General features: G+C 50.8%; 15 protein-coding genes. 13 read left to right on the top strand and 2 right to left on the bottom strand.

Translation table 11 applies throughout. From position 1 onward, the window contains the following. The first annotated feature begins 51 nt into the window (after positions 1-51). The 12 genes from M2133_RS11005 (at position 52) to M2133_RS10950 (ending at position 18,410) form a co-directional block, all read left to right on the top strand. A complete protein-coding gene (locus M2133_RS11005; RefSeq protein ID WP_277466175.1) occupies positions 52-2,271 on the top strand; it encodes a TonB-dependent receptor plug domain-containing protein in 2,220 nt (739 codons plus the stop codon). Between the two features lie 186 nt (positions 2,272-2,457). Then, on the top strand, positions 2,458-3,039 hold the full coding sequence (gene pnuC / locus M2133_RS11000; RefSeq protein ID WP_277466174.1) for a nicotinamide riboside transporter PnuC: 582 nt from the start codon (positions 2,458-2,460) through the stop codon (positions 3,037-3,039). Continuing rightward, a complete protein-coding gene (locus M2133_RS10995) occupies positions 3,036-3,665 on the top strand; it encodes a thiamine diphosphokinase (RefSeq protein ID WP_277466173.1) in 630 nt (209 codons plus the stop codon). The genes pnuC and M2133_RS10995 overlap by 4 nt, the downstream gene beginning before the upstream one ends. An 85-nt stretch (positions 3,666-3,750) precedes the next feature. Then, positions 3,751-4,959 carry an ROK family transcriptional regulator gene (locus M2133_RS10990; protein ID WP_277466172.1) on the top strand — a complete coding sequence of 403 codons (1,209 nt, stop codon included), beginning with the start codon at positions 3,751-3,753 and terminating at the stop codon, positions 4,957-4,959. A gap of 337 nt (positions 4,960-5,296) precedes the next feature. Beyond that, positions 5,297-6,214: a dihydrodipicolinate synthase family protein gene (locus tag M2133_RS10985; protein WP_277466203.1), complete on the top strand. Its 918-nt coding sequence runs from the start codon at positions 5,297-5,299 to the stop codon at positions 6,212-6,214. 118 nt (positions 6,215-6,332) lie between these two features. Next, positions 6,333-7,538, top strand: a complete 1,206-nt coding sequence (locus tag M2133_RS10980) for an AGE family epimerase/isomerase (protein WP_277466171.1) — start codon at positions 6,333-6,335, stop codon at positions 7,536-7,538. Then, on the top strand, positions 7,535-8,788 hold the full coding sequence (locus M2133_RS10975; RefSeq protein ID WP_277466202.1) for an MFS transporter: 1,254 nt from the start codon (positions 7,535-7,537) through the stop codon (positions 8,786-8,788). Before M2133_RS10980 ends, M2133_RS10975 begins: the two co-directional genes overlap by 4 nt. A 37-nt stretch (positions 8,789-8,825) precedes the next feature. Beyond that, the gene (locus M2133_RS10970; protein WP_277466170.1) at positions 8,826-11,891 is read left to right on the top strand and encodes a TonB-dependent receptor; all 3,066 of its coding nucleotides are present in this window, start codon (positions 8,826-8,828) and stop codon (positions 11,889-11,891) included. Between the two features lie 10 nt (positions 11,892-11,901). After that, positions 11,902-13,581: a RagB/SusD family nutrient uptake outer membrane protein gene (locus M2133_RS10965; RefSeq protein WP_277466169.1), complete on the top strand. Its 1,680-nt coding sequence runs from the start codon at positions 11,902-11,904 to the stop codon at positions 13,579-13,581. 16 nt (positions 13,582-13,597) lie between these two features. Beyond that, positions 13,598-15,280, top strand: a complete 1,683-nt coding sequence (locus M2133_RS10960; RefSeq protein WP_277466168.1) for a hypothetical protein — start codon at positions 13,598-13,600, stop codon at positions 15,278-15,280. 229 nt (positions 15,281-15,509) lie between these two features. Next, positions 15,510-17,135 carry a sialidase family protein gene (locus M2133_RS10955; RefSeq protein WP_277466167.1) on the top strand — a complete coding sequence of 542 codons (1,626 nt, stop codon included), beginning with the start codon at positions 15,510-15,512 and terminating at the stop codon, positions 17,133-17,135. A 156-nt stretch (positions 17,136-17,291) separates the two neighbouring features. Beyond that, positions 17,292-18,410, top strand: coding sequence for a cyclically-permuted mutarotase family protein (locus tag M2133_RS10950; RefSeq protein WP_277466166.1), 1,119 nt, complete (start codon positions 17,292-17,294; stop codon positions 18,408-18,410). A gap of 115 nt (positions 18,411-18,525) precedes the next feature. Here M2133_RS10950 and M2133_RS10945 read toward each other — a convergent pair whose 3' ends face one another. Together M2133_RS10945 and M2133_RS10940 are read right to left on the bottom strand one after the other, a co-directional pair. Then, the gene (locus tag M2133_RS10945) at positions 18,526-19,116 is read right to left on the bottom strand and encodes a TIGR00730 family Rossman fold protein (RefSeq protein WP_277466165.1); all 591 of its coding nucleotides are present in this window, start codon (positions 19,114-19,116) and stop codon (positions 18,526-18,528) included. After that, on the bottom strand, positions 19,116-21,779 hold the full coding sequence (locus M2133_RS10940) for a transglutaminase domain-containing protein (protein WP_277466164.1): 2,664 nt from the start codon (positions 21,777-21,779) through the stop codon (positions 19,116-19,118). Before M2133_RS10940 ends, M2133_RS10945 begins: the two co-directional genes overlap by 1 nt. A gap of 194 nt (positions 21,780-21,973) precedes the next feature. Here M2133_RS10940 and M2133_RS10935 point away from each other — a divergent pair, with 194 nt between their 5' ends. Beyond that, complete coding sequence (locus M2133_RS10935) at positions 21,974-23,476, top strand: potassium/proton antiporter (RefSeq protein WP_277466163.1); 1,503 nt, start codon at positions 21,974-21,976, stop codon at positions 23,474-23,476. Positions 23,477-23,582 lie beyond the last annotated feature (106 nt).

Here is a 23,582-nt window from a genome sequence, read left to right as displayed (position 1 = left end):
TAGTTTAATTCGAATCAGTCGTGCCCCGCATGACGTTTAAAGACAAATGTAATGAAAAGAGAATTTTCTGTTTTAGCCGGTTTCTTACTGGCTTTCGCTTCGCACACGGCAGCGACCGAACCGGTCGACTCGCTCAAAATCGCAAAAGACATTTCACTCGATGAGGTGATGGTTACCGCCACCAAGGCAACCAAAGAAACGCCTGTGGCGTATTCCGAACTCTCCAGTCAGCAGCTCAACAGCCGCAACGACGGACAGGGCATTCCGTATCTGATCTCCCTGACGCCTTCCGTCATTATGACTTCCGATGCCGGGACAGGCATTGGTTATTCGGGTTTCCGCATCCGGGGAACGGACGCGAACCGGATCAATGTGACCGTCAATGGCGTGCCGGTGAACGATGCCGAGTCGCACACGGTGTTCTGGGTGAATATGCCCGACTTCGCCTCTTCGGTGGAGAACATTCAGATCCAACGGGGAGCCGGTACGTCGACAAACGGATCGGCAGCTTTCGGAGCTACGGTAGCCATGCAGACGCAAAAACCGGAACTGAAGCCCTACGCCGAATATCAGGTGTCGGCCGGTTCGTTCGGCACGGTGAAGAATATGGTGCGTGGGGGAACGGGCCTGTTGAACGATCATTTTGTGGTCGATGCCCGCTATTCTCATGTGCGTAGCGATGGCTTTATCCGCCGCGCCTCAGCCGATATGCATTCGTACTACCTCTCCGCCGCTTATTATGCCGACAATACCTTGATTAAGTTTCAGACGTTCGGCAGCAATGAGAAGACCTACCAGGCCTGGACGGGTGTGCCTTCGTACCTATTGGATACCGACCGGAAATACAACCCGTGCGGGGAATACAAAGAGGATGGCGTGACGAAGTATTACGACAACCAAACGGATAATTACCGGCAACAGCATTACCACCTGATGCTGAACCAACGGCTGGGCAATTACTGGAACATGAACGTCACCTTGCACTACACCCCGGGCGAAGGCTATTACGAAGATTATAAAGCCGGGGCGAAATACAAGAGTTACAAACTGCCCAACTACATCGATCCGGAAGGAAACGAGCAGAAGAAGACCGATCTGGTACGCCGCAAGTGGCTGGAGAGCGATTTCTACGGCGGGATCTTCGGTCTGAACTACCTGCAGGAGAACCTGCACGCGACACTGGGTGGCGGCATCAACCGCTTTGTGTGTGATCACTTCGGACGGGTGATGTGGATGAAAGCGGCAAACGCCCTGCCCCAGCCGGATTACGAATACTACCTCAACACCGGGAAGAAGCTGGATTACAACCTGTACGTAAAGGCAAACTACCGCCTCAGCCCGACTCTCAATGCTTTCCTCGACCTGCAATACCGCGGCATCGACTATACGATCCGGGGAAGCGACGACAAGGCGGGCGACAATGTGCAGGTCGACAAACAATGGAACTTCTTCAACCCCAAAGCCGGCTTGAACTACCAGAAGAACGGGCATAACGCTTTCGCCTCTTTCGCGATCGCCAACCGCGAGCCCAACCGGGACAACTTCACCGAAGCCGGTCCCGACGAACGTCCGACACACGAGACGCTCTACGACTACGAGGCGGGATACAGTTATACGCATCCCGCTTTCCAACTGGGTGTCAATCTGTACTTTATGGATTACAACAACCAGTTGATCCTGACCGGTCAGATCAGTGAGATCGGTGAAGCCTTGACCTCGAATATCAAAGACAGCTACCGCGCCGGGATCGAACTGACCGCCGGGGCGAAGATCGCCGACTGGCTCCACTGGAACGGGAACGCGACCTTCAGCCGCAACAAGATCAAAAACTTTACGGAGGTGATCGAAAACTACGATGCCGACTGGAACCCGATCGAAGGGCAGGAGGTGTTACGCAATGCCCTGGGCACCACAAATATCGCCTTTTCACCGGAGATTACGGCCAACAGCATCTTCGATCTGAACTGGAAAGCGTTCTCGGCAAGCTTCATCTCCCAGTATGTCGGACGGCAGTATATGGATAATACGTCGAGTAAATCCAGATCAATCGATCCCTACTTTATCCATAGTTTGCGAATCGGTTATACCTTTACGCCGGCGTTTATGAAAGAGATCGCTTTGGACGTGACCGTCAACAACCTCTTCAACGCGGAGTACGAAACCAACGGCTGGGTCTATTCCGCTATGGTCGGTGGCGAGCGTTATACGGAAGACGGATACTTCACCCAGGCGGGAACAAATGCAATGATACGTGTAGCTTTTCGCTTTTAGCGCAAAGCCACACGTATCATTGCAAATTGACAATTGACAATTGACAGTTGACAATTAATAGTTCAAGATAGTAGCACACACAAACATACTAAGATTACAATATGGAAATACAGTCTAACACATTTAATTGTCAATTGTCAATTGTCAATTGTCAATTAGCCGGTAATAACCCCAAATATCTCAAGTATGCTTGAGATATTTGGGGTTATTACCGGCCTGTTGTATCTCCTGCTCGAGATCAAACAGCACAAATGGATGTGGGTCGTGTGCTTTCTCACGTCCCTGACCTATATCTTTGTCTTTTTTCAGGCGAAGATCTACGCCGATATGGGCTTGCAAATCTATTATGTAGCCATTAGTGTTTATGGTTTTATCGAATGGGGACGGAAGGGAAGGCATTTGTCGGCGGAGGAGCAAAAGGTAGACGAGCAAATCGTCTACCGCCACCTGACGCCCCGGCTCTTGGTCGGAGTCGTTGCCGCTATTTTATTGCTCTGGGCAGCCATCTGGTATGCCCTGGCAAACTATACCGACTCGCCGATTCCCGTGGGCGATGCCTTGTCGACAGCCGTCGGTATTGTTGCCACCTGGATGCTGGCCCGCTACATCATCGAGCATTGGTTCTTCTGGATTGGCGTCAATTTCCTTTCCGTCTATCTTTATTACTTGCGTGACCTCTATCCCACGATGTTTCTCTATCTTTGCTACGCCATCTTGGCTATTGTCGGACTGTACACATGGAAAAAGAAAGGATTGAAAACACAATGATCGGCCACTACCCCTGCGTCGTAGTAGCCGACGGCCTGTTTCCCACGAAAGAGATCGTATGGGACAAGCTCCGTCGGGCCTCTGTTGTGATCGCCTGCGACGGCGCGGTGGAAAAGCTGGTCGACGGCGGCATCATACCGACAGCCATTGTCGGCGATATGGACAGTATCCCTTCCGCGTTGCGGGAGAAGTATGCCGATCGCCTCTTCCCCGATCACGATCAGGAGACCAACGACCTGACCAAAGCCATGCAGTACGCCCGCCGCACCGGCCAGAAGGAAGTGTTGATCCTCGGCGCCACCGGCCTGCGCGAGGATCATACCCTGGGAAACATCTCCCTGTTGATGGATTACCTCCCCCTGTTCGACCGGGTCGAAATGGCTTCCGACTTCGGCCTGTTCACGCCAATCAACCAAACCACCTGGTTCGCCTGCCGCCCCGGCCAGCAAGTCTCTTTCTTCTCCCTGCGCCCCGGCGGAGAAGTGACCACCCACAAACTCCGTTACCCCCTGGTGCGCAAAGACCTCACCGCCTGGTGGCAAGGCACCCTCAACGAAACCCTGGAAGAAGAATTCGGCCTCGAACTCTCCCCGGAATCACGCATGATCCTCTTTCGGGAGTATTGAGATGAAAGAAAAGTATTTTATTTACCCGGCCTAAGTTGTGAAAAATATTTCTTTATCTTTGCGGATGTAAATAAATAGATTCACTATGACCGCCAGATTTCTCCTTACATCCGAAGACGCTACCCGCAATGGTTTGCTGAAAAAAAAGATTATACATTATTACATCGCGAACGGAGATGCCACCATTGCCGAACTCTGCAAAGAGATGAATCTGAGTATCCCTACCGTAACCAAACTGATCGGGGAATTGCAGGACGACGGGTATATCGTTGATTTTGGGAAGCAGGAAACCAGTGGGGGACGCAAACCGAGTATTTATGGATTGAACCCTACGTCGGGTTATTTCCTGGGCGTCGATATATTGCGCGACCGGATCAATCTGGGTATGCTTGATTTCAAGGGAGATAAGGTGCGCATCGAAGAGAATATCCCTTACCGGCTGGAGAATACGCCGGCGGCATTAGAGCAGTTGTGCACGGTGATCGACGATTTTATCCGTCGCCTGGATATGCCCAAAGAAAAGATCCTGGCGATCGGGGTGAACATCTCGGGACGCGTCAATCCGGTGTCGGGCTACAGCTACAGTATCTTTTATTTCCAAGAGAAACCGTTGGCTCAGATCCTCGAAGAGCGCTTGCAAATGAAGGTCTATATCGAGAACGACACCCGTGCGATGGCCTATGGCGAATACATGCAAGGCATTGTCAAAGGGGAAAAGAATATCCTTTTTATCAATATGAGCTGGGGCCTGGGCCTGGGCATCATTATCAACGGCCAGCTCTATTACGGGAAGTCGGGATTCTCCGGCGAGCTCGGGCATTTCTGTATGTTCGACAATGAAGTGCTCTGCCATTGCGGGAAGAAAGGCTGCCTGGAAACGGAAGCGTCCGGTTCGGCTTTGCACCGCAAGATCCTGGAACGTTACCGCGAAGGCAGCAGCACGATCCTGGCCCAAAAGATCGACGAAAAAGAACAGGTCGGCCTCTCCGAACTGCTGGAAGCGATCCAACGCGAAGATGTCCTGAGCATCGAGATCCTGGAGGAGATGGGCGTGAACCTGGGCAAAGGCATTGCCGGCTTGATGAATATCTTCAACCCCGAACTGGTGATCCTGGGCGGTATGCTTTTCCAAACCGATGAATACCTCTTGCTGCCCATCAAGAGCGCCATCCGCAAATACTCCCTCAACCTGGTCAGCCAGGACACCGACTTCAAAATCTCCAAACTCAAAGAACGCGCCGGCATCATCGGCGCCTGCCTCTTAGCCCGCAGCAAAATCCTGGGCATGATCTGAGAAGAATCAAAGAGGCTAAACGCCCTTTACCAACGAATTTATCCGGGTTTAAGCCGGAAAAAAGCCGCCGACCTTTTCGAAAACCCTGCCGGCCTTTTGGAAAACCCTGCCGGCCTTTTCCAAAAGGCCGGCAGGGTTTTTGGTGTAAAAGGGGAGGAAGGGGGATTGGGGCGAAAGAGAGGGGTTGGATTAGTCAGTTATTTTAGTATTTTATGCTTGGATGGGAAAATAATTTAATTATATTTCCAAAAACTGTTGTGTTATTAAAATATTTTATTTACGTTTGCAGTGTAATTAAAACTATTATGTCTAATATCCACGAAATACCGTATAAATGATGGAAAAAATTAAAGGTCTGATCAATGCTCCTTTTACTCCTTTCTCGGAGGATGGGGAGGTGAACTACGAACCGATCGCGGCCTACGCCCGACTTCTCGGGAAGAATGGCCTCAAAGGGGTGTTTATCAATGGCTCTTCCGGTGAAGGGTATATGCTGACCGACGCGGAACGGATGCGTCTGGCTGAGGAATGGATGAAGGCGGCTCCGGCCGGTTTTAAGGTGATTGTGCATGTGGGCAGTACCTGTGTGAAGTCGAGCCGTAAACTGGCGGCACACGCGCAGGAAATCGGTGCCTGGGGCGTTGGGGCGATGGCTACGCCGTTTCCACGCATCGCCCGCGTCGAAGAGCTGGTGAAATACTGCGAGGAGATTGCCCTTGGGGCGCCTGCGTTGCCATTCTACTATTATCATATCCCGGCTTTCAATAACGCGTTCCTGCCGATGCTGGATTTCCTCAAGGCGGTGGATGGGCGGATCCCGAACTTCGCCGGCATCAAATATACCTACGAGAGCCTGTACGAATACAACCAATGCCGCCTGTATGCGGAGGGTAAGTTCGATATGCTTCACGGACAGGACGAAACGATCCTGCCTTGCCTGGCGATGGGCGGGGCACAGGGGGGCATCGGGGGAACGACCAATTACAATGGGCGCGAACTGAATGGCATCCTCGAAGCCTGGGCGGCAGGCGATCTGGAAGCGGCACGCGAGAAGCAGAATTTCTCCCAGGAGGTGATCAACGTGATCTGCAACTACCGCGGCAATATCGTCGGGGGCAAACGCATCATGAAACTCATCGGCCTGGACTTGGGTAAGAACCGCACACCTTTCCGCAATATGACCGATGAAGAAGAGGCAGCGATGAAAGCGGAACTGGAAGCGATCGGTTTCTTTGAGCGATGTAACCAATTTTAAGCTCCCTCTCTGAGAAGAAAAAAGACTAACAATACATGAAAGAACTCTTATCTCCTTTCCTCCCCCTTTCTTGTGGAGAGGGGGCTGGGGGGAGAGGATCCCTTTAAATTTAAATATTATGCATACAGCTGATACTCTCTCTCATCCGGACGCTTATATCCGTTATTGGAAGGAATCGTACCGGAAAGATCTGACGACCGACATCCTTCCGTTCTGGCTGAAACACGGGTGGGACCGCGAAAACGGTGGTTATTACACCTGCCTCGACCGCGACGGTTCGTTGATGGATTCGATGAAATCGGTCTGGTTCCAAGGACGGTTTGCCTATATCCTGGCTACGGCCTACAACCGGATCGAACGCAACCCGGAATGGCTCGCCGCCTGCAAGAGCGGCTTGGATTTCATCGAAAGGCATTGTTTTGATACCGACGGACGGATGTTTTTCGAGGTCACGGCAACGGGTGTCCCCGTGCGCAAACGCCGTTATATCTTCTCGGAAACGTTCGCCGCGATTGCCATGGCGCAATATGCCCTGGCTACGGGCGAACGGGAATACGCCGAAAAGGCGGTGCACCTGTTTAAGAACGTACAACACAACCTGTACACGCCCGGCTTGCTGGAACCCAAGTTTCGCGAAGGCTTTCAGGCCAAAGGGCACTCGCCCTGCATGATCCTGATCGACACCGCCGCCCGCATCCGGGAGGCGATCGATGATCCGGTACTGACCGAACAGATCGATCGCTCGATCGCTGAGCTCAAGCGGGATTTTATCAAACCGGAGTTCCGGGCCGTCCTGGAGACCGTCGGCCCCAACGGGGAGTTTATCGACTCCCTGGCCGGACGCACGATCAACCCGGGGCATACGCTCGAAACGGCCTGGTTTATCCTCGAAGAGGCGCGTTACCGTGGCTGGGATAAAGAACTGACTCAGGTCGGACTGACCCTGCTCGACTGGGCCTGGGAATGGGGCTGGGACAAGCAGTATGGCGGTATCAGCTACTTCAAAGACTGCCTGGGCCGTCCGCCGCAGGACTACTGGCACGACATGAAATTCTGGTGGCCGCAATCGGAAGCTATCATCGCGACCCTCTACGGCTACCTCGCTTCGGGCGATCCGAAATACCTGGAGATGCACAAACAGATCAGCGACTACACCTACGCCCGCTTCCCCGACCGGGAATACGGCGAATGGTTTGGCTATTTCCATTACGACGGCACGCTTTCGCAACAGGCGAAAGGCAATATGTTCAAAGGGCCGTTCCATATCCCGCGGATGATGCTCAAGGGTTATGAATTATGCAACGAGATACTGGCATGCAGATAACGAATAAAAAATACTACCCCTGGGTGGTGGTGGGGTTGCTTTGGGTAGTAGCCCTATTGAACTACCTCGACCGGCAGATGCTTTCCACGATGAAATCGGCGATGATGATCGATATTGTCGAACTGGAATCGGCGGCCAACTTCGGACGCCTGATGGCAATCTTCCTCTGGATCTACGGCTTGATGAGCCCGGTCGCCGGCATGATCGCCGACCGCATCAACCGCAAGTGGCTGATTGTCGGCAGCCTGTTTGTCTGGTCGTTCGTCACCTTTATGATGGGTTATTGCACCTCGTTCAACCAGGTGTACGTGCTCCGGGCATTGATGGGCGTGAGCGAAGCCTTGTATATCCCCGCCGGCCTGGCGTTGATCGCCGACTACCATTCGGACAAGACCCGTTCGCTGGCCGTCGGTATCCACATGACCGGCTTGTACGTCGGCCAGGCCTTGGGCGGATTCGGCGCAACCATCGCCGGGGCCTACTCCTGGGAAACCACTTTCCATACCTTCGGCATCGTCGGCATCGTCTACAGTGTGATCCTCATCCTCCTCCTGCGGGAAAAGAAAGGCCACACCGTCAAACCGCAACTGATCACCGACCACCCCAAAGAAAACCCCCTGAAAGGAGCCTTCAAAGGCCTGGGCGTCGTACTGACCAACATCTCCTTCTGGGTCATCCTCTTCTACTTCGCCACCCCCAGCCTGCCGGGCTGGGCGACGAAGAACTGGTTGCCGACACTCTTTGCCGAGAACCTATCCATCGATATGACCGTTGCCGGTCCGATGTCGACCATCACCATTGCCGTCGCTTCGTTTATCGGCGTGATCTTCGGTGGAATCCTATCGGATAAATGGGTGCAAAAGAACATACGCGGCCGGATCTACACCGGTGCGATCGGACTGGCGTTGACCATCCCCGCCCTTTTGTTGCTTGGCTTCGGCCATAGCCTGGTGATGATCATTGGAGGCGGACTTTGTTTCGGTATCGGTTATGGCATGTTCGACGCCAACAATATGCCGATCCTCTGTCAGTTCATCTCCTCCCGTTACCGCGCCACCGCATATGGAATTATGAATATGACCGGAGTGTTTGCCGGAGCGGCAATCACGAATCTTCTGGGTAAATCGACCGACGCCGGCAACCTGGGGCATGATTTTGCCCTACTGGCCGTAGTCGTCCTCTTTGCATTGATTATTCAGTTAGCTTTCTTACGTCCTAAAACATCGAATATGATAGAAACGAATGATTAATCGTTGAATTACAATTACTAATTAATAATTACTACTTATGAAAAGAAATCATTTGATTTACTTATTGGCTCTTCTATGCCCCATTTTAGCGTACGGGCAAGGGCAGATCACAGTCTCAGGAACCGTCCGGGACGCCTATAATGAAGGCATTCCGGGAGCTTCTGTTGTTGAAAAAGGAACCACGAATGGAACAGTCACCGACATCGACGGCCAGTTCACGATCCAGGTGAGCGATCCGAACACGACTTTGCAAATCTCTTTTATCGGATATAAAGCCCAGGAAGTCGCATTGGCGGGAAGAACTACCCTTCAGGTAGCACTTCTCGAGGATGTAGAACAATTGGAAGAGGTTGTTGTCGTAGGTTATGGAACGCAAAAGAAATCGAGTATGACGGCATCTGTCGCTTCGGTTTCTACAAAAGAAATCAATAAGCTTGTGACCTCTAACGTAGCATCGGCTTTGCAAGGACGAGTGCCTGGCGTTGAAGTTCTCCAAAAAGGAGGTGAAGCAGGGGCAGAAGTTAAAATCTTAGTCCGAGGAGCAGGTACATTTGGCGAAACGGAACCGCTTTATGTGATTGATGGCGCATTCAGTAATAATGGGTTAAACACCCTAAATCCGAATGATATCGAATCCATCGAAATCCTGAAAGACGGAGCTGCCGCTGCTATTTACGGTTCCCGGGCAGCCAATGGTGTAGTCTTGATTACCACAAAATATGGCGAGAAGGGGAAAACAAAAGTAAATATTACAGGTACTTACTCCATGCAGACTCCTTCTAAGAAATTAGACTTCATGAATGCCGAAGAATACCGCACGTATGCGAAAATGCTGGTGGAGAATAGCCCGGGCGCCACGCAGGCAGTCGAAGTGCTTAATCCCAGTGATCCCAACCTTAGTACGGACTGGCAAGATGTCTATTTGCGTAATGCTCCGATCTATAATGTCAATGCATCGATATCGGGAGGTAGTGAAAACTCGACGTTTAATACCAGTATCGGTTATTTTGACCAGACCGGTATTACGGAATTCTCAAATTATGAAAAGTATAATGCCCGCATCAACGGCAGCTACAAAAAAGGGCGTTTGTCGGTGAAAGAGAATCTATCGGTCGCTTATACCAATAAGGAACCTCAAACCAGAATGGTGTTGTTGCTGCCTACCTTGCCGCTTAAAGACAATCAGGGACGTTATGTATCCAGCGGGTCAGATTATTATATTAATGGATCAAGCGGCTCGACCAATCCCATGGCTTCGTTAGCCAATCAGGATAGAAGAAGCCGGGTGGTAAATGTTACGGGTAGCTTAAGTCTTTCTTTGAATATTCTGAAAGGGCTGAACTATAATTTCAATATGGGAGGAGATTATGTGTCTACTCACGGTTATACGCATAGCAGAACCTTTGAATCCCGCTGGGATGAAAACGGTATTGCGGATGATCAGTATACACGAAAGATTAATTCTTTATCGGAGAGTAAAGGACAACGGTTCAACTATACGATTGACAATACGGTGAATTACTCGAATGAGTTTGACGGACACACGATAGATGCCATGGTCGGAACAAGCTGGATGCGGGAGTATTATCGTCTGACATCTACCAGTTCGCCGAGTGATGTGGATTTGGGGGGTCCGTCCATTACCGTATTTAATGGCACCGGATCGATTAACGGGGAAGAGTATAACTCTGCTTTGTTATCTTATTTTGCACGGGTCAATTATAATTATGATAACCGCTATCTCTTGTCGGCAAGTATCCGTAGTGATAAATCTTCAAAATTTGCCAAAGGTCACCGTGTGGGTTATTTCCCTTCTGTTTCGGGAGGTTGGAATGTCCATAATGAAGAATTTTTTAATGTCTCTTGGTTGAGCAAATTGAAAATACGGGCCAGTTATGGGCAATTAGGGGCAAACTTTATCAACCCCTATTCCTTCTTATCCGTAGCTCACGGACCGATTCCTGCAATTTTCGGAACCAATCAAACCGCTTCGAACCGGTCGATGGGTTATGTGACCCGTTTCGCACAGGAGAATCTGACGTGGGAAAAAACAATCAGTCAGAACTATGCGATAGAGATTGGATTGCTTAATAATGCGCTGCAAATTACCGCGGAGTACTTTGTTAAAGACAACAATGACCTGTTGGCTTCATTGGCTCCACTTCCTTCTTCCGGGCAAATGATTTATGTGAATGAAGGAACGAACCCGGTTTTCAACTCCGCATCTGTTCGGAATAAAGGATTTGAACTGGCTGCCAGCTACAGAAAAAACTGGGGAGATTGGGGATTGAATTTAGATGGTAATATCTCCTTCCTGAGAAATAAGGTGAAGAGTTTGGGAGTGGGTGTGTTGCCGATCCCGGCAGAAGTCTTTACCAGCGGGAACTTTAACGACCGTCCGACTATTACCAAACCCGGTTTGCCGATTGCTACTTTCTGGGGATATAATGTAATGGGTATAGACGACAGCGGGAATTTCATCTTCGAAGATAATAACGGTCTGGATAGTGAAGGAAACCTGACAGGACTACCCGACGGGCAGATCGATGAGAATGACAAGACAAATATTGGTAATCCTCATCCTGATTTCACTTACGGTTTGAATATCGGAGTCAATTACAAGAACTGGGATCTGAGTATGTTCTTCCAGGGCTCGCAAGGGAACGATATTTTTGCTTTGATGAAATATGACTGGTATTTCAGCTACAATGGAGGGTTATTGACAGATGCACTAAACTCCTGGACGCCGACTAATACGAATACGGACGTTCCTATTGCGAAGACAAGCAATATTAATGGTGGTAATGCACTGCCAAGTACGTTCTATGTGGAAGACGGATCGTATCTACGCCTGAAGAATCTGCAAGTAGGTTATACCGTAGATGCACAGGTATTAAAGAAGGCTCATATTGACAATCTGAGGGTTTATGTAAGTGCTCAGAATCTGTTCACGATCACGAAATATCCGCTCTATGATCCTGAAGTGAATGCCAATACCCTTTTCGATAGAGGAGTAGATGGTTTCTATATCTCTCAAAACTCAGCCCATGCGGCTACATATAATGCCAAAGTTTTCAACATTGGATTCCAACTCACTTTCTAAATTTGTAATTATGAAAACAAGATATTATTGTATACTGTTAATTTCTATTCTCTTCGCTTCTTGTAATGATGTGTTTGAAGAGTTATCGGTTAACCCGAATCAGATAGACCTGAATTCTTTTTATACGACTCCGAAAAACATTAATGAAGGTGTTATTGGTGCGTATGGGTATATCTCGACACCCAGAAATCTGGGAGCTTGTGGTTTCGGATTGCAATTGAGCCGTAGTGATGAGGCTTCTTCGGGAGCCGACTACAGTGTGCCCGGTACATATAGCCAGGATTATACGCCGTCTTATTATTCCATTGTTCAGCCTTTCCAGTTGATGTACACGGCTGCGCAACAGGCGTGTCAGATGATTCAGGTTATCCCGGGTGTTGAGTTTGCAGATGCGGAACAGAAGAATGCTTATCTGGGAGAAGCTTATTTTCTGCGTGCGTTCACCCATTTCTTTTTGTTCACCAATTATCGGAATATCCCTTTGATCAAAGAGATTACGGGTAATACCAATGAGTATCGGGCACAGGCAACTCCTGAAGAATCCTGGGATTTCATTATTAGTGACCTGATCGAAGCCGAAAAATTGCTTCCGAAAAAAGGGTATTGGGGAAGTAGTTATGCCGGACGTGCGACAAAGGGAAGTGCGGCAGCATTATTAGGGAAAGCCTATCTGTATCGCACCGGATTTGAAAAGTATTATGGTAATAGTAGTGCAAGCTATTATAATGAGGCTGCGGCGGCTTTTGGGCGGGTGATTAATGGAGACTGCGGTTCGTATACATTGGTGGAGAACTATGATTGGAACTTCGATGCTGCGCATGAGAACAATGATGAATCTCTGTGGGAGATCCAACTCTTGGCCGATGCGATAAATACAGGTTTTAATCCGGGATTTAACAATAGCGGACTCTTCAATGACATTCGTTCCAAAACACCTATATTTGGGAGCATTACCAGTGCAAATGCAAGTAATGCACAAGTAATCCATGATTGGGTATATGATATATTCGTGGCTTCAAAGAATGAAAAAGGCGAGACCGATCCCCGTATGTTCGGAACTTTGGTCTTCAATGATAATCTCCCGGAGATTGTAGCGCCTGCCGGATATAAAGTGACTTACCTTGAAGGGAATGATTGGGCGGATGAATTTGGTAGTGTGACTGCCGGTTTCGGTGATAAGTGGCCGGCTGCAAAAGATTACAAATGCAGCAGTCGGAAATGGGTCGATTGGACATTGCCGGCAAGGAATCCGGGGACAAACATCTATTACTTTTATGGCCGTGCGCAGGGTGTCAACTGGAGATGGATTCGCTACGCTGATGTGTTGTTAATGTACGCGGAATGTCTGGTGATGGGTGCGTCGCAGACTTCGATATCAGCTGAGCAAGCCGTTAATCAGGTGAGAAGCCGGGCCGGTATGCCTCCTGTTTCTGCCGTAAATATGGAAGTTATAGAGAATGAACGTGTTTTGGAATTAACGTATGAAGGCCATCGTTTCTATGATCTTCTGCGTTGGGGCAGGCTGACGAGCCGATTCAGAGAGCTTGAAGCGTCTGATCCATACTTCAAAGCCTTTAACAATGGGCATACGTATGCGGGATTCCAGGAAGGTAAACACGAATGGATTCCGTTGCCTATCGAAGAAGTCGAAGGAAATCCTTTAATCACATCAAATAATCCGGGTTGGTAATTTAAAAAGAAGAATTATGAAGCAATATTTATTATACGGACTACTGTTATCGTTCGTTTGTCTGAGTATTCAGACTGAGGCGCAAAATAAAGTTCCTACCGTTCTGCCGAATGGCATCGAGCTCCCGGAGGTATGGCCTCCTCGTTATGAGATTCCTGAAGTACGCAAGGAGATGCCATTGCCTTATATCGACCAGAAGCCGGCGGTTATCCCGGTCAACCTGGGGCGTCAGTTGTTCGTGGATGATTTCCTGATTGCAGAAACCAATCTGCAACGGGTGTTTCACAAAGCGAATTTTTACCCTGCCAATCCGGTGCTTAAGCCGGATAAAGAATGGGAAATGACGTTTGAAGGTTCGCCTTATGCTGCTCCTTTCAGTGACGGGATCTGGTACGACGAGCGCGCGGGGAAGTTTAAGATGTGGTATCTGGCCGGTGCCGGAATGATCCATAAGAGTAATCAAAGCTTTTATACCTGTTATGCGGAGTCTGATGATGGGAAACATTGGGTGAAAGTAAACCAGGATGTTTACCCGAATACCAATATTGTGAATACCTCAAACAGGGATGCTGCTACTGTATGGTTAGACAAAGAAGAAAAGGACCCCAATAAGAGATACAAATTCTTTAATGTCGAGAAGCGTCGTGGCGGTTGGCAAATTGTCCTGAGATACTCAAAAGATGGAATTCATTGGTCGCAAGGGCAAGCTCAGTCGGGCTATGTGGGTGACCGTACGACCTTCTTCTATAATCCTTTCACGAAGAAATGGGTCGGGAGCTTGAGATATGGCAACCATTTATCCGGACGTTCCAGATCTTATTTGGAGAATGAAGATCCTGAAATGGCAGTCAGTGTGGCGCATCATATATCAAATGACGATAAGGATAAGAATATTGTATTCTGGTTTTCCCCGGATGACAAAGAACAGCGGCATCCTAAATTCCCGGAGGTTGAGCCGGGGATCTATAATTTTGACGCGATCGCTTATGAAAGCTTGATCTTGGGTTTCTATGCCATGTGGAAAGGACCGGAAAACAATGTCTGCAATGATTTGAGTATCCAAAAGAGGAATGAAATCGGATTGGGCTATAGTCGTGACGGTTTCCATTTTTATCGTCCGGATCATTCGGCGTTTATGGATGTAAACGAAACGGAAGGAGCCTGGAACTGGGGGAATATGCAATCGATCAATGGGGTTCCTTTGATTGTGGGCGACTCTTTGTATTTTTACTCCAGTGGACGTAAGCGCAACGATATCATGTGGGATGGACATACCTCTACCGGTTTGGCCACTTTGCGGCGGGATGGCTTTGTCTCCATGAACAATGCGAAGAAAGAGGGGTATCTACTTACGGAAAAGATCTCTTTCGACGGCAAATATCTCTTTGTGAACGCAGATGTTACCCAAGGAGAACTCTTTGTGGAAATCCTGGATGAAAAGGGTAATGTGATCGATGGATTCGGCAAAAATGATTGTATAAAGATCAAGAAAGAGAATTCGACAAAACACCTGGTCTCCTGGAAAAACAAGAAAGATTTGTCTGAATTGTCAAATAAGAATATCCGGATAAAATTCTACCTCAACAAGGGGGATCTATATGCTTTCTGGATCTCTCCATGGGAGACTGGGGAAAGCGGTGGATATACCTCAGGAGGTGGTCCGGGTTTACATCCGTCGGGAAGAGATATTCCGCGATAAATTAAGATCCCACTCCTGGTACAGACTTCCGGCTATTGATGCGACTTTTGAGCTTTACCACCGGGGTGATAAACCTTTACGACCCCGGTGGTAAAGGTTTACGACCCCGGTGGTAAAGGTTTATGATCGGGGTGGTAAAGTAAATTATGGGGAATAGATTCTGTGTAAGTGGCTATCCTTGCGGAATATAACTACCTTTGTTACGAAACAGTGCCTAAATAAAAATACAATGAAACGGATAAATCTTTTCTTTTGCCTATTTCTCTTGGGCTTGAGCGCGATGGCGTCGGATACGATGGATATCAAAGAAACACAGATCCCGATCCTGATCGATCGGAAAGACAATGTTTTGTTTTATCTGCGGATCGATGCTGCGGAAAGCCGGACGTTGGAAAACATTACCTTGCAACTGGGTGAGGGGGTGGATACAAAAGCTATCCGGGCACTCAAACTCTATTATGGCGGCACGGAGGCGGTGCAGCGGCAGGGGGCGTTACACTTCGCTCCGCAAGACTATATCGCGCGCAATGTGCCGGGCAAGACACGGGAAGCTAATCCCTCTTATTCTGTGCTGTTGGATGAAATTCAATCGCCATCACTTAGGGTTTCTTTGACGGGAAACCAGCCGCTTTGTCGGGGAGTGAATTATTTCTGGGTCAGCCTGGAGATGAAACCGGAAACGAAGCTGACAACGAAACTGACCGCGTCGGTCGCGTCGGTTCGGGTAGACGGGAAATCCGTACCTATGACTTATCATTCGCCCGAAGGGATTGTGCACCGGATGGGCGTGGGCGTGCGCCATGCGGGTGATGATGGGTCGGCGGCGTATCGTATTCCCGGGATTGTGACGACGAACCGAGGCTCGCTCTTGGGCGTGTATGATGTGCGGTATAACAACAGTGCGGACCTGCAGGAGTATGTCGATATCGGCGTGAGCCGCAGCACGGATCGGGGACAGACCTGGGAGCCGATGCGTATCGCGATGGCTTTTGGCGAACATAACGGTATGCCGCGGGCACAGAATGGGGTGGGCGATCCGGCGATTCTGGTCGACCGGGTGACCGGCCGGGTATGGGTGATTGCCGCCTGGACACAGGGCATGGGCAATGGGCGCGCCTGGTTTAATTCCCAACAGGGGATGGATCAGAAGACCGCTCAGTTGATGCTCGCTTATAGCGACGACGACGGACAGAGTTGGTCGCAGCCCATCAATATCACCGGGCAGGTGAAAGATCCCTCCTGGTACTTCCTCTTGCAGGGGCCGGGCATGGGCATTACGATGCAGGACGGTACGCTTGTCTTTGCGGCACAGTATATCGACGAGGATCGCGATCCGAACGCCTGTATCATCTATAGCAAAGACCGGGGAACGACCTGGCATCTGCACCATGCGCCGCGGGAAAACACCACCGAAGCGCAGGTGGCCGAGGTGACGCCCGGTGTCTTGATGTTGAATATGCGCGACGACCGCGGAGGAAGCCGGGCCGTCTATACCACCCGCGACCTGGGGCAGACCTGGGAGAAACATCCTTCTTCGCGCCGCGTCCTGCAGGAATCGGTCTGCATGGCCAGCCTGATTCAAGCGAATGCCAAAGACAACAGCTTAGGCAAAGATATTCTCTTGTTCTCGAATCCCAACACCACCAAAGGACGGCATCATATCACGATCAAAGCCAGCCTCGACGGTGGACTGACCTTCCCGGAGGAATATCAGGTGATGCTCGACGAAGGCGACGGCTGGGGCTATTCCTGCCTGACGACGATCGACCGCGAAACGGTGGGCATCCTCTACGAGGGAAGCACGGCACATATGGTGTTTCAAGCGATCCCGCTGAAGGATATTATCAAAGAGTAATTCAAAACACCGGTCTGAGCCATGAAACAGGCTTTACTTCTTCTCTTTTGTTTATTCTATTCGCTCGGCGCGCAAGGCCGGGCGAACGTAATAAACGAAATAGGATTACCCGCTTCAACTTTTCGGATTGAAATAAAAAAGGCAAAAGAAACAGCGATGAAATGGATAAAATGGCCGGATCTTCCCGGCACGGAGACAACGGCGTCATTGGGGGTATCGGCTCCTTTCGCGGGCGTTTGGGAGCATCAACTGATCGTAGCCGGCGGCTGTAACTTTCCCGGTAAACCGGTGACCGAAGGCGGCAGCAAGCGGTATTACGATGAAATATTTACACTCGATCTGCGTGCGGGAGCGGATGCCGAATGGAAGATTGCCGGACATCTGCCGCATCCGCTGGCTTATGGGGCTACGGCCATAACTCCCGATGGAATGGTGTGTTTGGGAGGAAACAACAACGAGAAAAGCGTTACGGATGTCTTTCTGTTGACAACGAATGCCCAACAGACGATCACCCTGACGGAATTGCCGGCATTACCCGTCGCCCTGGATAACGCGGCGGCAGCAGCTATCGGCCGCAGTGTTTACGTAGCCGGAGGAAATGCCGACGGTAAACCTTCGAACGCTTTGTATTGCCTCGACTTGCAGGAGCCGGCCAAAGGATGGCAGCGGCTGAAAGACTTCCCGGGACCGGCACGGGTGCAACCCGTGTGGGTGGCCCAGCAGAACGGAGAAGAAGCGACTTTGTATCTGGCCGGTGGTTTTCAACCGGTGGAAGGCGAACGGGCAGCACAGGTCCCCACGGACTTACTGGCCTATTCTCCCTCCCGGAAAACCTGGAGCGAAGAAAGCCTCTTACCTCCCCTGGCCGATGGGGCTTTACGCACCCTCACGGGTGGGATCGGACTGGCCTATGGCGATCATCATCTCGTATTTGCCGGAGGAGTCAACTACAACTGTTTCCTGGCCGCTGTCGATCGTCCGCGGCAGATGGAAGAGGCGCGGCGAAACAACGAAGCCGAACGGCTGAATGCCCTGCAAACGGCCGCAGCCGAATATATGTTTCACCCGGTGGAATGGTACAAATTCAATCAAGATTTGCTTATTTACAATACCCTTACCCGGGAATGGCAAACGGCGGGACCGTTCGAACCCTTAGCCCGTGCCGGTGCTGGTGCCGTGTGGTATAACCAGCAACTGATCGTGGTGAACGGCGAACTGAAACCGGGCGTTCGCACGCCACAAGTCAATGGGTTAACACTTACCGAAGAGTTTTGAACCACCAAGAGCACGAAGAACACAACGTTAAGATAGTATTTAATGTCTTAAAAACGTTGTGCTCTTCGTGCTCTTGGTGGTTCAAAACTGTAGTTCAAACCTGTGGTTCTGCTGCTTAGATCGCTGCGAACTTCCGTTGGTTTTTGTCCCATAGAGGCATGGCGTAGATCAGATCAATCGCCTCTTCCGGCGTTTGGGCAACGGCCCAGAGGGCTTGGTGTTGCGGGCGCATGAACTGCTCGTCGACCGCGCGTTGCAGCATTTCGATCAAGGGGTCGAAATACCGGTTGGTATTGAGGATCACGATGGGGTTGAGGTAGAGCCCAAGCTGCTTCCAGGTGATGATCTCCAACAGCTCCTCCAGGGTGCCGCAACCGCCGGGCAGGGCGATCACCGCGTCGGAGAGGTCGGCCATACGTTGCTTGCGTTCGTGCATGGTCTCCACTTCGATCATCTCCGTCAGGTGCGGGTGATGCCAGTTCTCGCGCACCATAAAGTGCGGGATCACTCCGGTGACCGTGCCCCCGGCTTCGAGTGTCGCGTCGGACACGGCCCGCATCAGCCCGATCGAGCCGGCACCATTAATCACGCGTAATCCCTTTTTTCCTAAGATATGCCCCAGCCGCGTCGCCGCCTCAAAGTAGACCGGGTCGATCTTGGTGCTTGAGGCGCAATAGACGCAGACAGCGGAAAGTTCCTTTTTCATTATAGTTTATTAATCGTATGCATCAACTGTTCCCCCAGACCGATCGTGTATCCCTGGGAGACAAAGACTACCCGGTTGAAGGTATCGGCAATGATAAAGATCGGCAGCGCGTTGGGGTTGGAGAGCTTCATCTGCTCGACGATCTCCTGCCGGATCCGGTTGTCGGTATCGATGCCGTAGGTGATCGTTTGCGGCAACGCGCCAAACTCATGGGCATCGAAACGGCCATAATTCTGCTCATCGGGGAAGAGCAACACCATACCACGACCCCATTTCTCCAGTTCACCCTTGACGGCGGCGATATCGCGCAGGGCATGGTTGGTCGGTTCCTGGCGGGCGCCTAAGATACCCACGATGTAGTAGCCGCGACCGGTGGTTTGCAACAGGCTGATCTCTTCGCCCGTATCCGCCTTGAGGTAGCGGTTCTCCGAATTGAAACTGCCAATAACCGCGATTTCATCGTCACTTTCACGCATCACCAGGTCGATCATTGTCGTCTGATCCGGCTGTACGCCGAAGAAAGAAAGATTCGCCAATACACTGCCGTTGGCCATCCGCATGCCGGTCACCATCATATAGTCTCCCGCATCGATCGTCAAGGGCTGACGCAGGATGCCACTCCAGGCATTACCGGCACCCATATCTACGTTTCGGTTCCCGCCGCGCAGGTTCAGTGTTTGCAGTTTGCCGTCGGTCGCGAGCTTGGCCACAGAGAAATGACTGCGGTATTTCGGATCGTCGATAGCGGCAACCGGTTGGTAAGCGGCAACCAGTTTGCCTTGCTGATGCACCAGTTGAATATCGGCTTCGAAGTCGACATCCTGCCATGCGCCGCCGGCATGGAACTGGATCTTTCGGGCAACCGGTTCGATACGTGCCGGGATACCCAGGCTACGGGCGGCAGCGATAAAGAAAAGATCACGGGAAGCCTTATCGGCAACCCGGGCTTTCCAGGTGCCCATCGGCATAACGGGGATTTGCAAGGGGTTCAGGTGATCCTTGAGCCGGATGTTTTGTTTGACCCAATCGACCAACAGCCAGGGATCGTTACGGACAGCCAGGGTCTCATCCGGCCCCAGCTGCGAAGCGAAATACCCTTTGTAGGGCGTCAATAATTCGGTTGAGATACGCGGGTTCAGTACATAAGCCGTAAAGAGCTCACCGCCCGTCGGTGGCGTATGGTTGAGGTGATCGCTTAAGACCGCTGCCGGTGTGTCTCGAAGATCTTTGGCGGAGATCACCCCCAACAGGTCCAGGGCAGTCTGACGTTTCTCTGCCGGAGTCGTTTGCAGGAAAGCTTCGATCTCCCGCCAGTTGCCCCGGCTGCCGAGCATATACTCGATGGTCTGTGCCGGATCGGTTCCCAATGCCTGTGCCAATGCTTGAGCTTTCTCTTCGGTATAGAACGTGGCCACGTAGCGGTTGCGGATCTCATCTTCCGCTGCCATGCGGCGAACGTTCTCCGCCCGTTGTTCTTCGGTGACTTCAACAAGCTGCGCACTGACCGGAGGAGGCACCACGTCTAAGGATACAGTGCCTGCGTCGCCGGGCGTCTTATCGAGAGTGATTGTGACCTCATGGTCCTGGCCGAAAGAGACTTTGCGATACCCGTATTTCCCGTCTTGGGTTGCCCAGACCAGCATATCCCCTTTCCCGGCGGAGAGGAAGGTTTTCCCGGTGGAATCGGTCTTTTTGCGTGCTACGGAGTAGAACTCGGCGTAATTATAGATCTTGAACTCAACCTGGGCTCCTTCTACCGGGTTACCGTTCGTATCGGTCACCGTGATGATGCTCTTTGCCGTCGGCGCGTAGTTTTCGATCACATTGATCTCGGTATAGGCATCGGTCACCTCCATGACCTCTTCCGGACCGTTGTACTTACCGAATACCTTGGTGTGCATCAGCATGCCACGCGAAGCCGGTTCGTTGAACCAGCCCAGGTTCAGGACCGGTTCCGGTTCGCAGGCGCCCAGGAAATACCATTGTCCATCGACCCAGGCTTCCACCCAGGCATGATTATCATCGGTATGCGCCCAACGCGGCGTATACACCTGGCGGGCCGGAATGCCCACCGCCCGAAGCGCTGCCACGGTAAAGGTAGACTCCTCTCCGCAACGTCCGTAGGCCGTCCGGACGGAAGCCAAGGGTGAGCTCGTCCGGGCATCCGAAGGGGTGTAGATCACTTTCTCATGACACCAGTGGTTGACTTCCAACACCGCGTCATAGAGCGACAAGCCTTTCACCCGGTCTTTCAGTTCGGCATAAAAGACCATCCGGCTCTCATCCATATTCTCATTGTTCACCCGGACGGGCAACACAAAGTGTCGGAAGATCTCTTCGGGAATGGTTTTTCCCCAAGGCATCTCCTGGCGAGCCCGGAACGCGGAACGGATATTCTCGAGATAGTAGGCTCCCGTATAATCGGTCACATCGCCGATCGGCATATAGGCATACAGGAAGGTAAGTGCTTCCCGCTCTTGTGTGGAAAGCGTAGGGGTCTGGAACACGGCAAACAGATCCCCTTGCGGCAGTTCCTGCTGTTTCTTTAGGAAATCGTGGGTGATGACTTCACGCGTGTTCGCGTCGGAGATGAAATGTTTCTCTTGTGTGCAGGCTGAGTAACACAGGCACACGCAAAGGAATAGTAATAGTTTCTTTTTCATGATCAATGGCGTATTTGTATCCGGCATCAAAAGTAGAGAATAATCTTTTTATCGGCAAATTCCGCTTTTATTTATGCCCGATCGATACTGCCGCTTTCGTATCTTATTTTTTTTCTTTAATTTTGTTGGCGGCGGTTTGTAGCCCAAAGCCTTCCGCGACGCCATAGAATTTTGTTAATAACATTGTAAAGCTTATGTTTGAGAATCCTGAAATGGTGCTGTTGATCGCATCCGTTATTTTGTTCTTGAGTATTTTCGCCGGCAAAGCCGGATACCGGATCGGACTTCCCGCTCTGTTATTGTTCCTGGGGATAGGCATGTTGTTTGGAAGCGACGGGCTGGGTATTCAGTTCAACGATCCGCATATTGCCCAATTCATCGGTATGTTGGCCTTGAGTATTATCCTCTTCTCCGGGGGGATGGATACGAAAGTGACGGATATCCGACCCATCGCCACCCAGGGGGTGATCCTGGCGACGATAGGCGTATTGTTGACTACGTTTATCACCGGTGGGTTCATCTATTATCTTTTGGAACTGATCGGTGGGCGATATGTGCACCTGACCTTCCCCGAATCCTTATTGCTTGCCGCCGTTATGTCGTCGACCGACTCGGCATCTGTATTCTCTATCCTGCGCAGCAAAGGGGTTTACCTGAAAGAGAATCTGCGTCCGACCTTGGAGCTCGAGAGTGGGAGTAACGACCCGATGGCGTATATGCTGACGATTATCCTGATCAGCTTTATCCAACTGGGCGATATGAATATTGCCAAAGCATCGATCGAATTGGTGGTGCAGTTAGGGATCGGCGCCGTCTTGGGTTATCTCTTTGGCAAGTGCGCTGTATTTGTGATCAACAAGATGGATATCGACAATGAGTCATTCTACCCGATCATCCTGTTGGCCGTTGTCTTTTTTACTTTTGCGGCAACGACACTGCTCAAAGGAAACGGTTACCTGGCGGTATACCTCACCGGGTTGGTGGTGGGCAACCATAAGATTGTACACAAAAAGAGTATCGGTACGTTTTTCGATGGTTTCACCTGGCTGTTCCAGATCGTGATGTTCCTTACCTTAGGATTATTGGTCAACCCAAGAGAACTTTTGCCTATCGCACCGATCGGACTGGCCGTCGGTATCTTTATGATCCTCTTCGCCCGGCCGATCACGGTATTCCTTTGTCTGATTCCTTTCAAGAATTTCTCTTTCCGTGGGAAGTTATATATCTCCTGGGTCGGGCTTCGCGGAGCCGTTCCGATTATCTTTGCGACCTATCCGTTGATCGCCGGAGTGGATCATGCCGGATTGATCTTCAATGTGGTATTCTTTATCACTATCCTTTCCCTATTGATCCAGGGCACCACGGTGACACAGGTCGCCCGGTGGCTGCATCTGGTCGATGCCCCGCCGCGTAAGGATGGCTTTGGCATCGAATTGCCCGACGAGATCAAGAGCGCGATGAGTGAGATCGAGATCACCCCGGAAGTCTTATGCCACGGCAACAAACTGATGGAGCTCACCCTGCCCGATCATACGCTGGCGGTAATGGTCAAGCGTGGCAATAGCTACTTCATCCCCAAAGGAAACACCGAACTGCAGGAAAGCGACCGCCTGTTGATGATCTCCGACAACGACGAAGCCCTGCTCCAATCCTACGAATCGCTGGGCATCACCGACTATACGATGAAGAAGAATTGACGGACGAAACGCAAAAGTTTCTTGTGCAATATTTTCGAGTGTGGAAGAAAATTCGACCTTTTTTGCAGAATTTTCGAGTGTGGAAGAAAATAACCCCCCTAAAAAG

The sequence above is a fragment of the Parabacteroides sp. PF5-6 genome (assembly GCF_029504695.1).
Taxonomy (GTDB): Bacteria; Bacteroidota; Bacteroidia; order Bacteroidales; family Tannerellaceae; genus QVMG01.
This window is presented reverse-complemented; position numbering and strand designations above follow the sequence as displayed.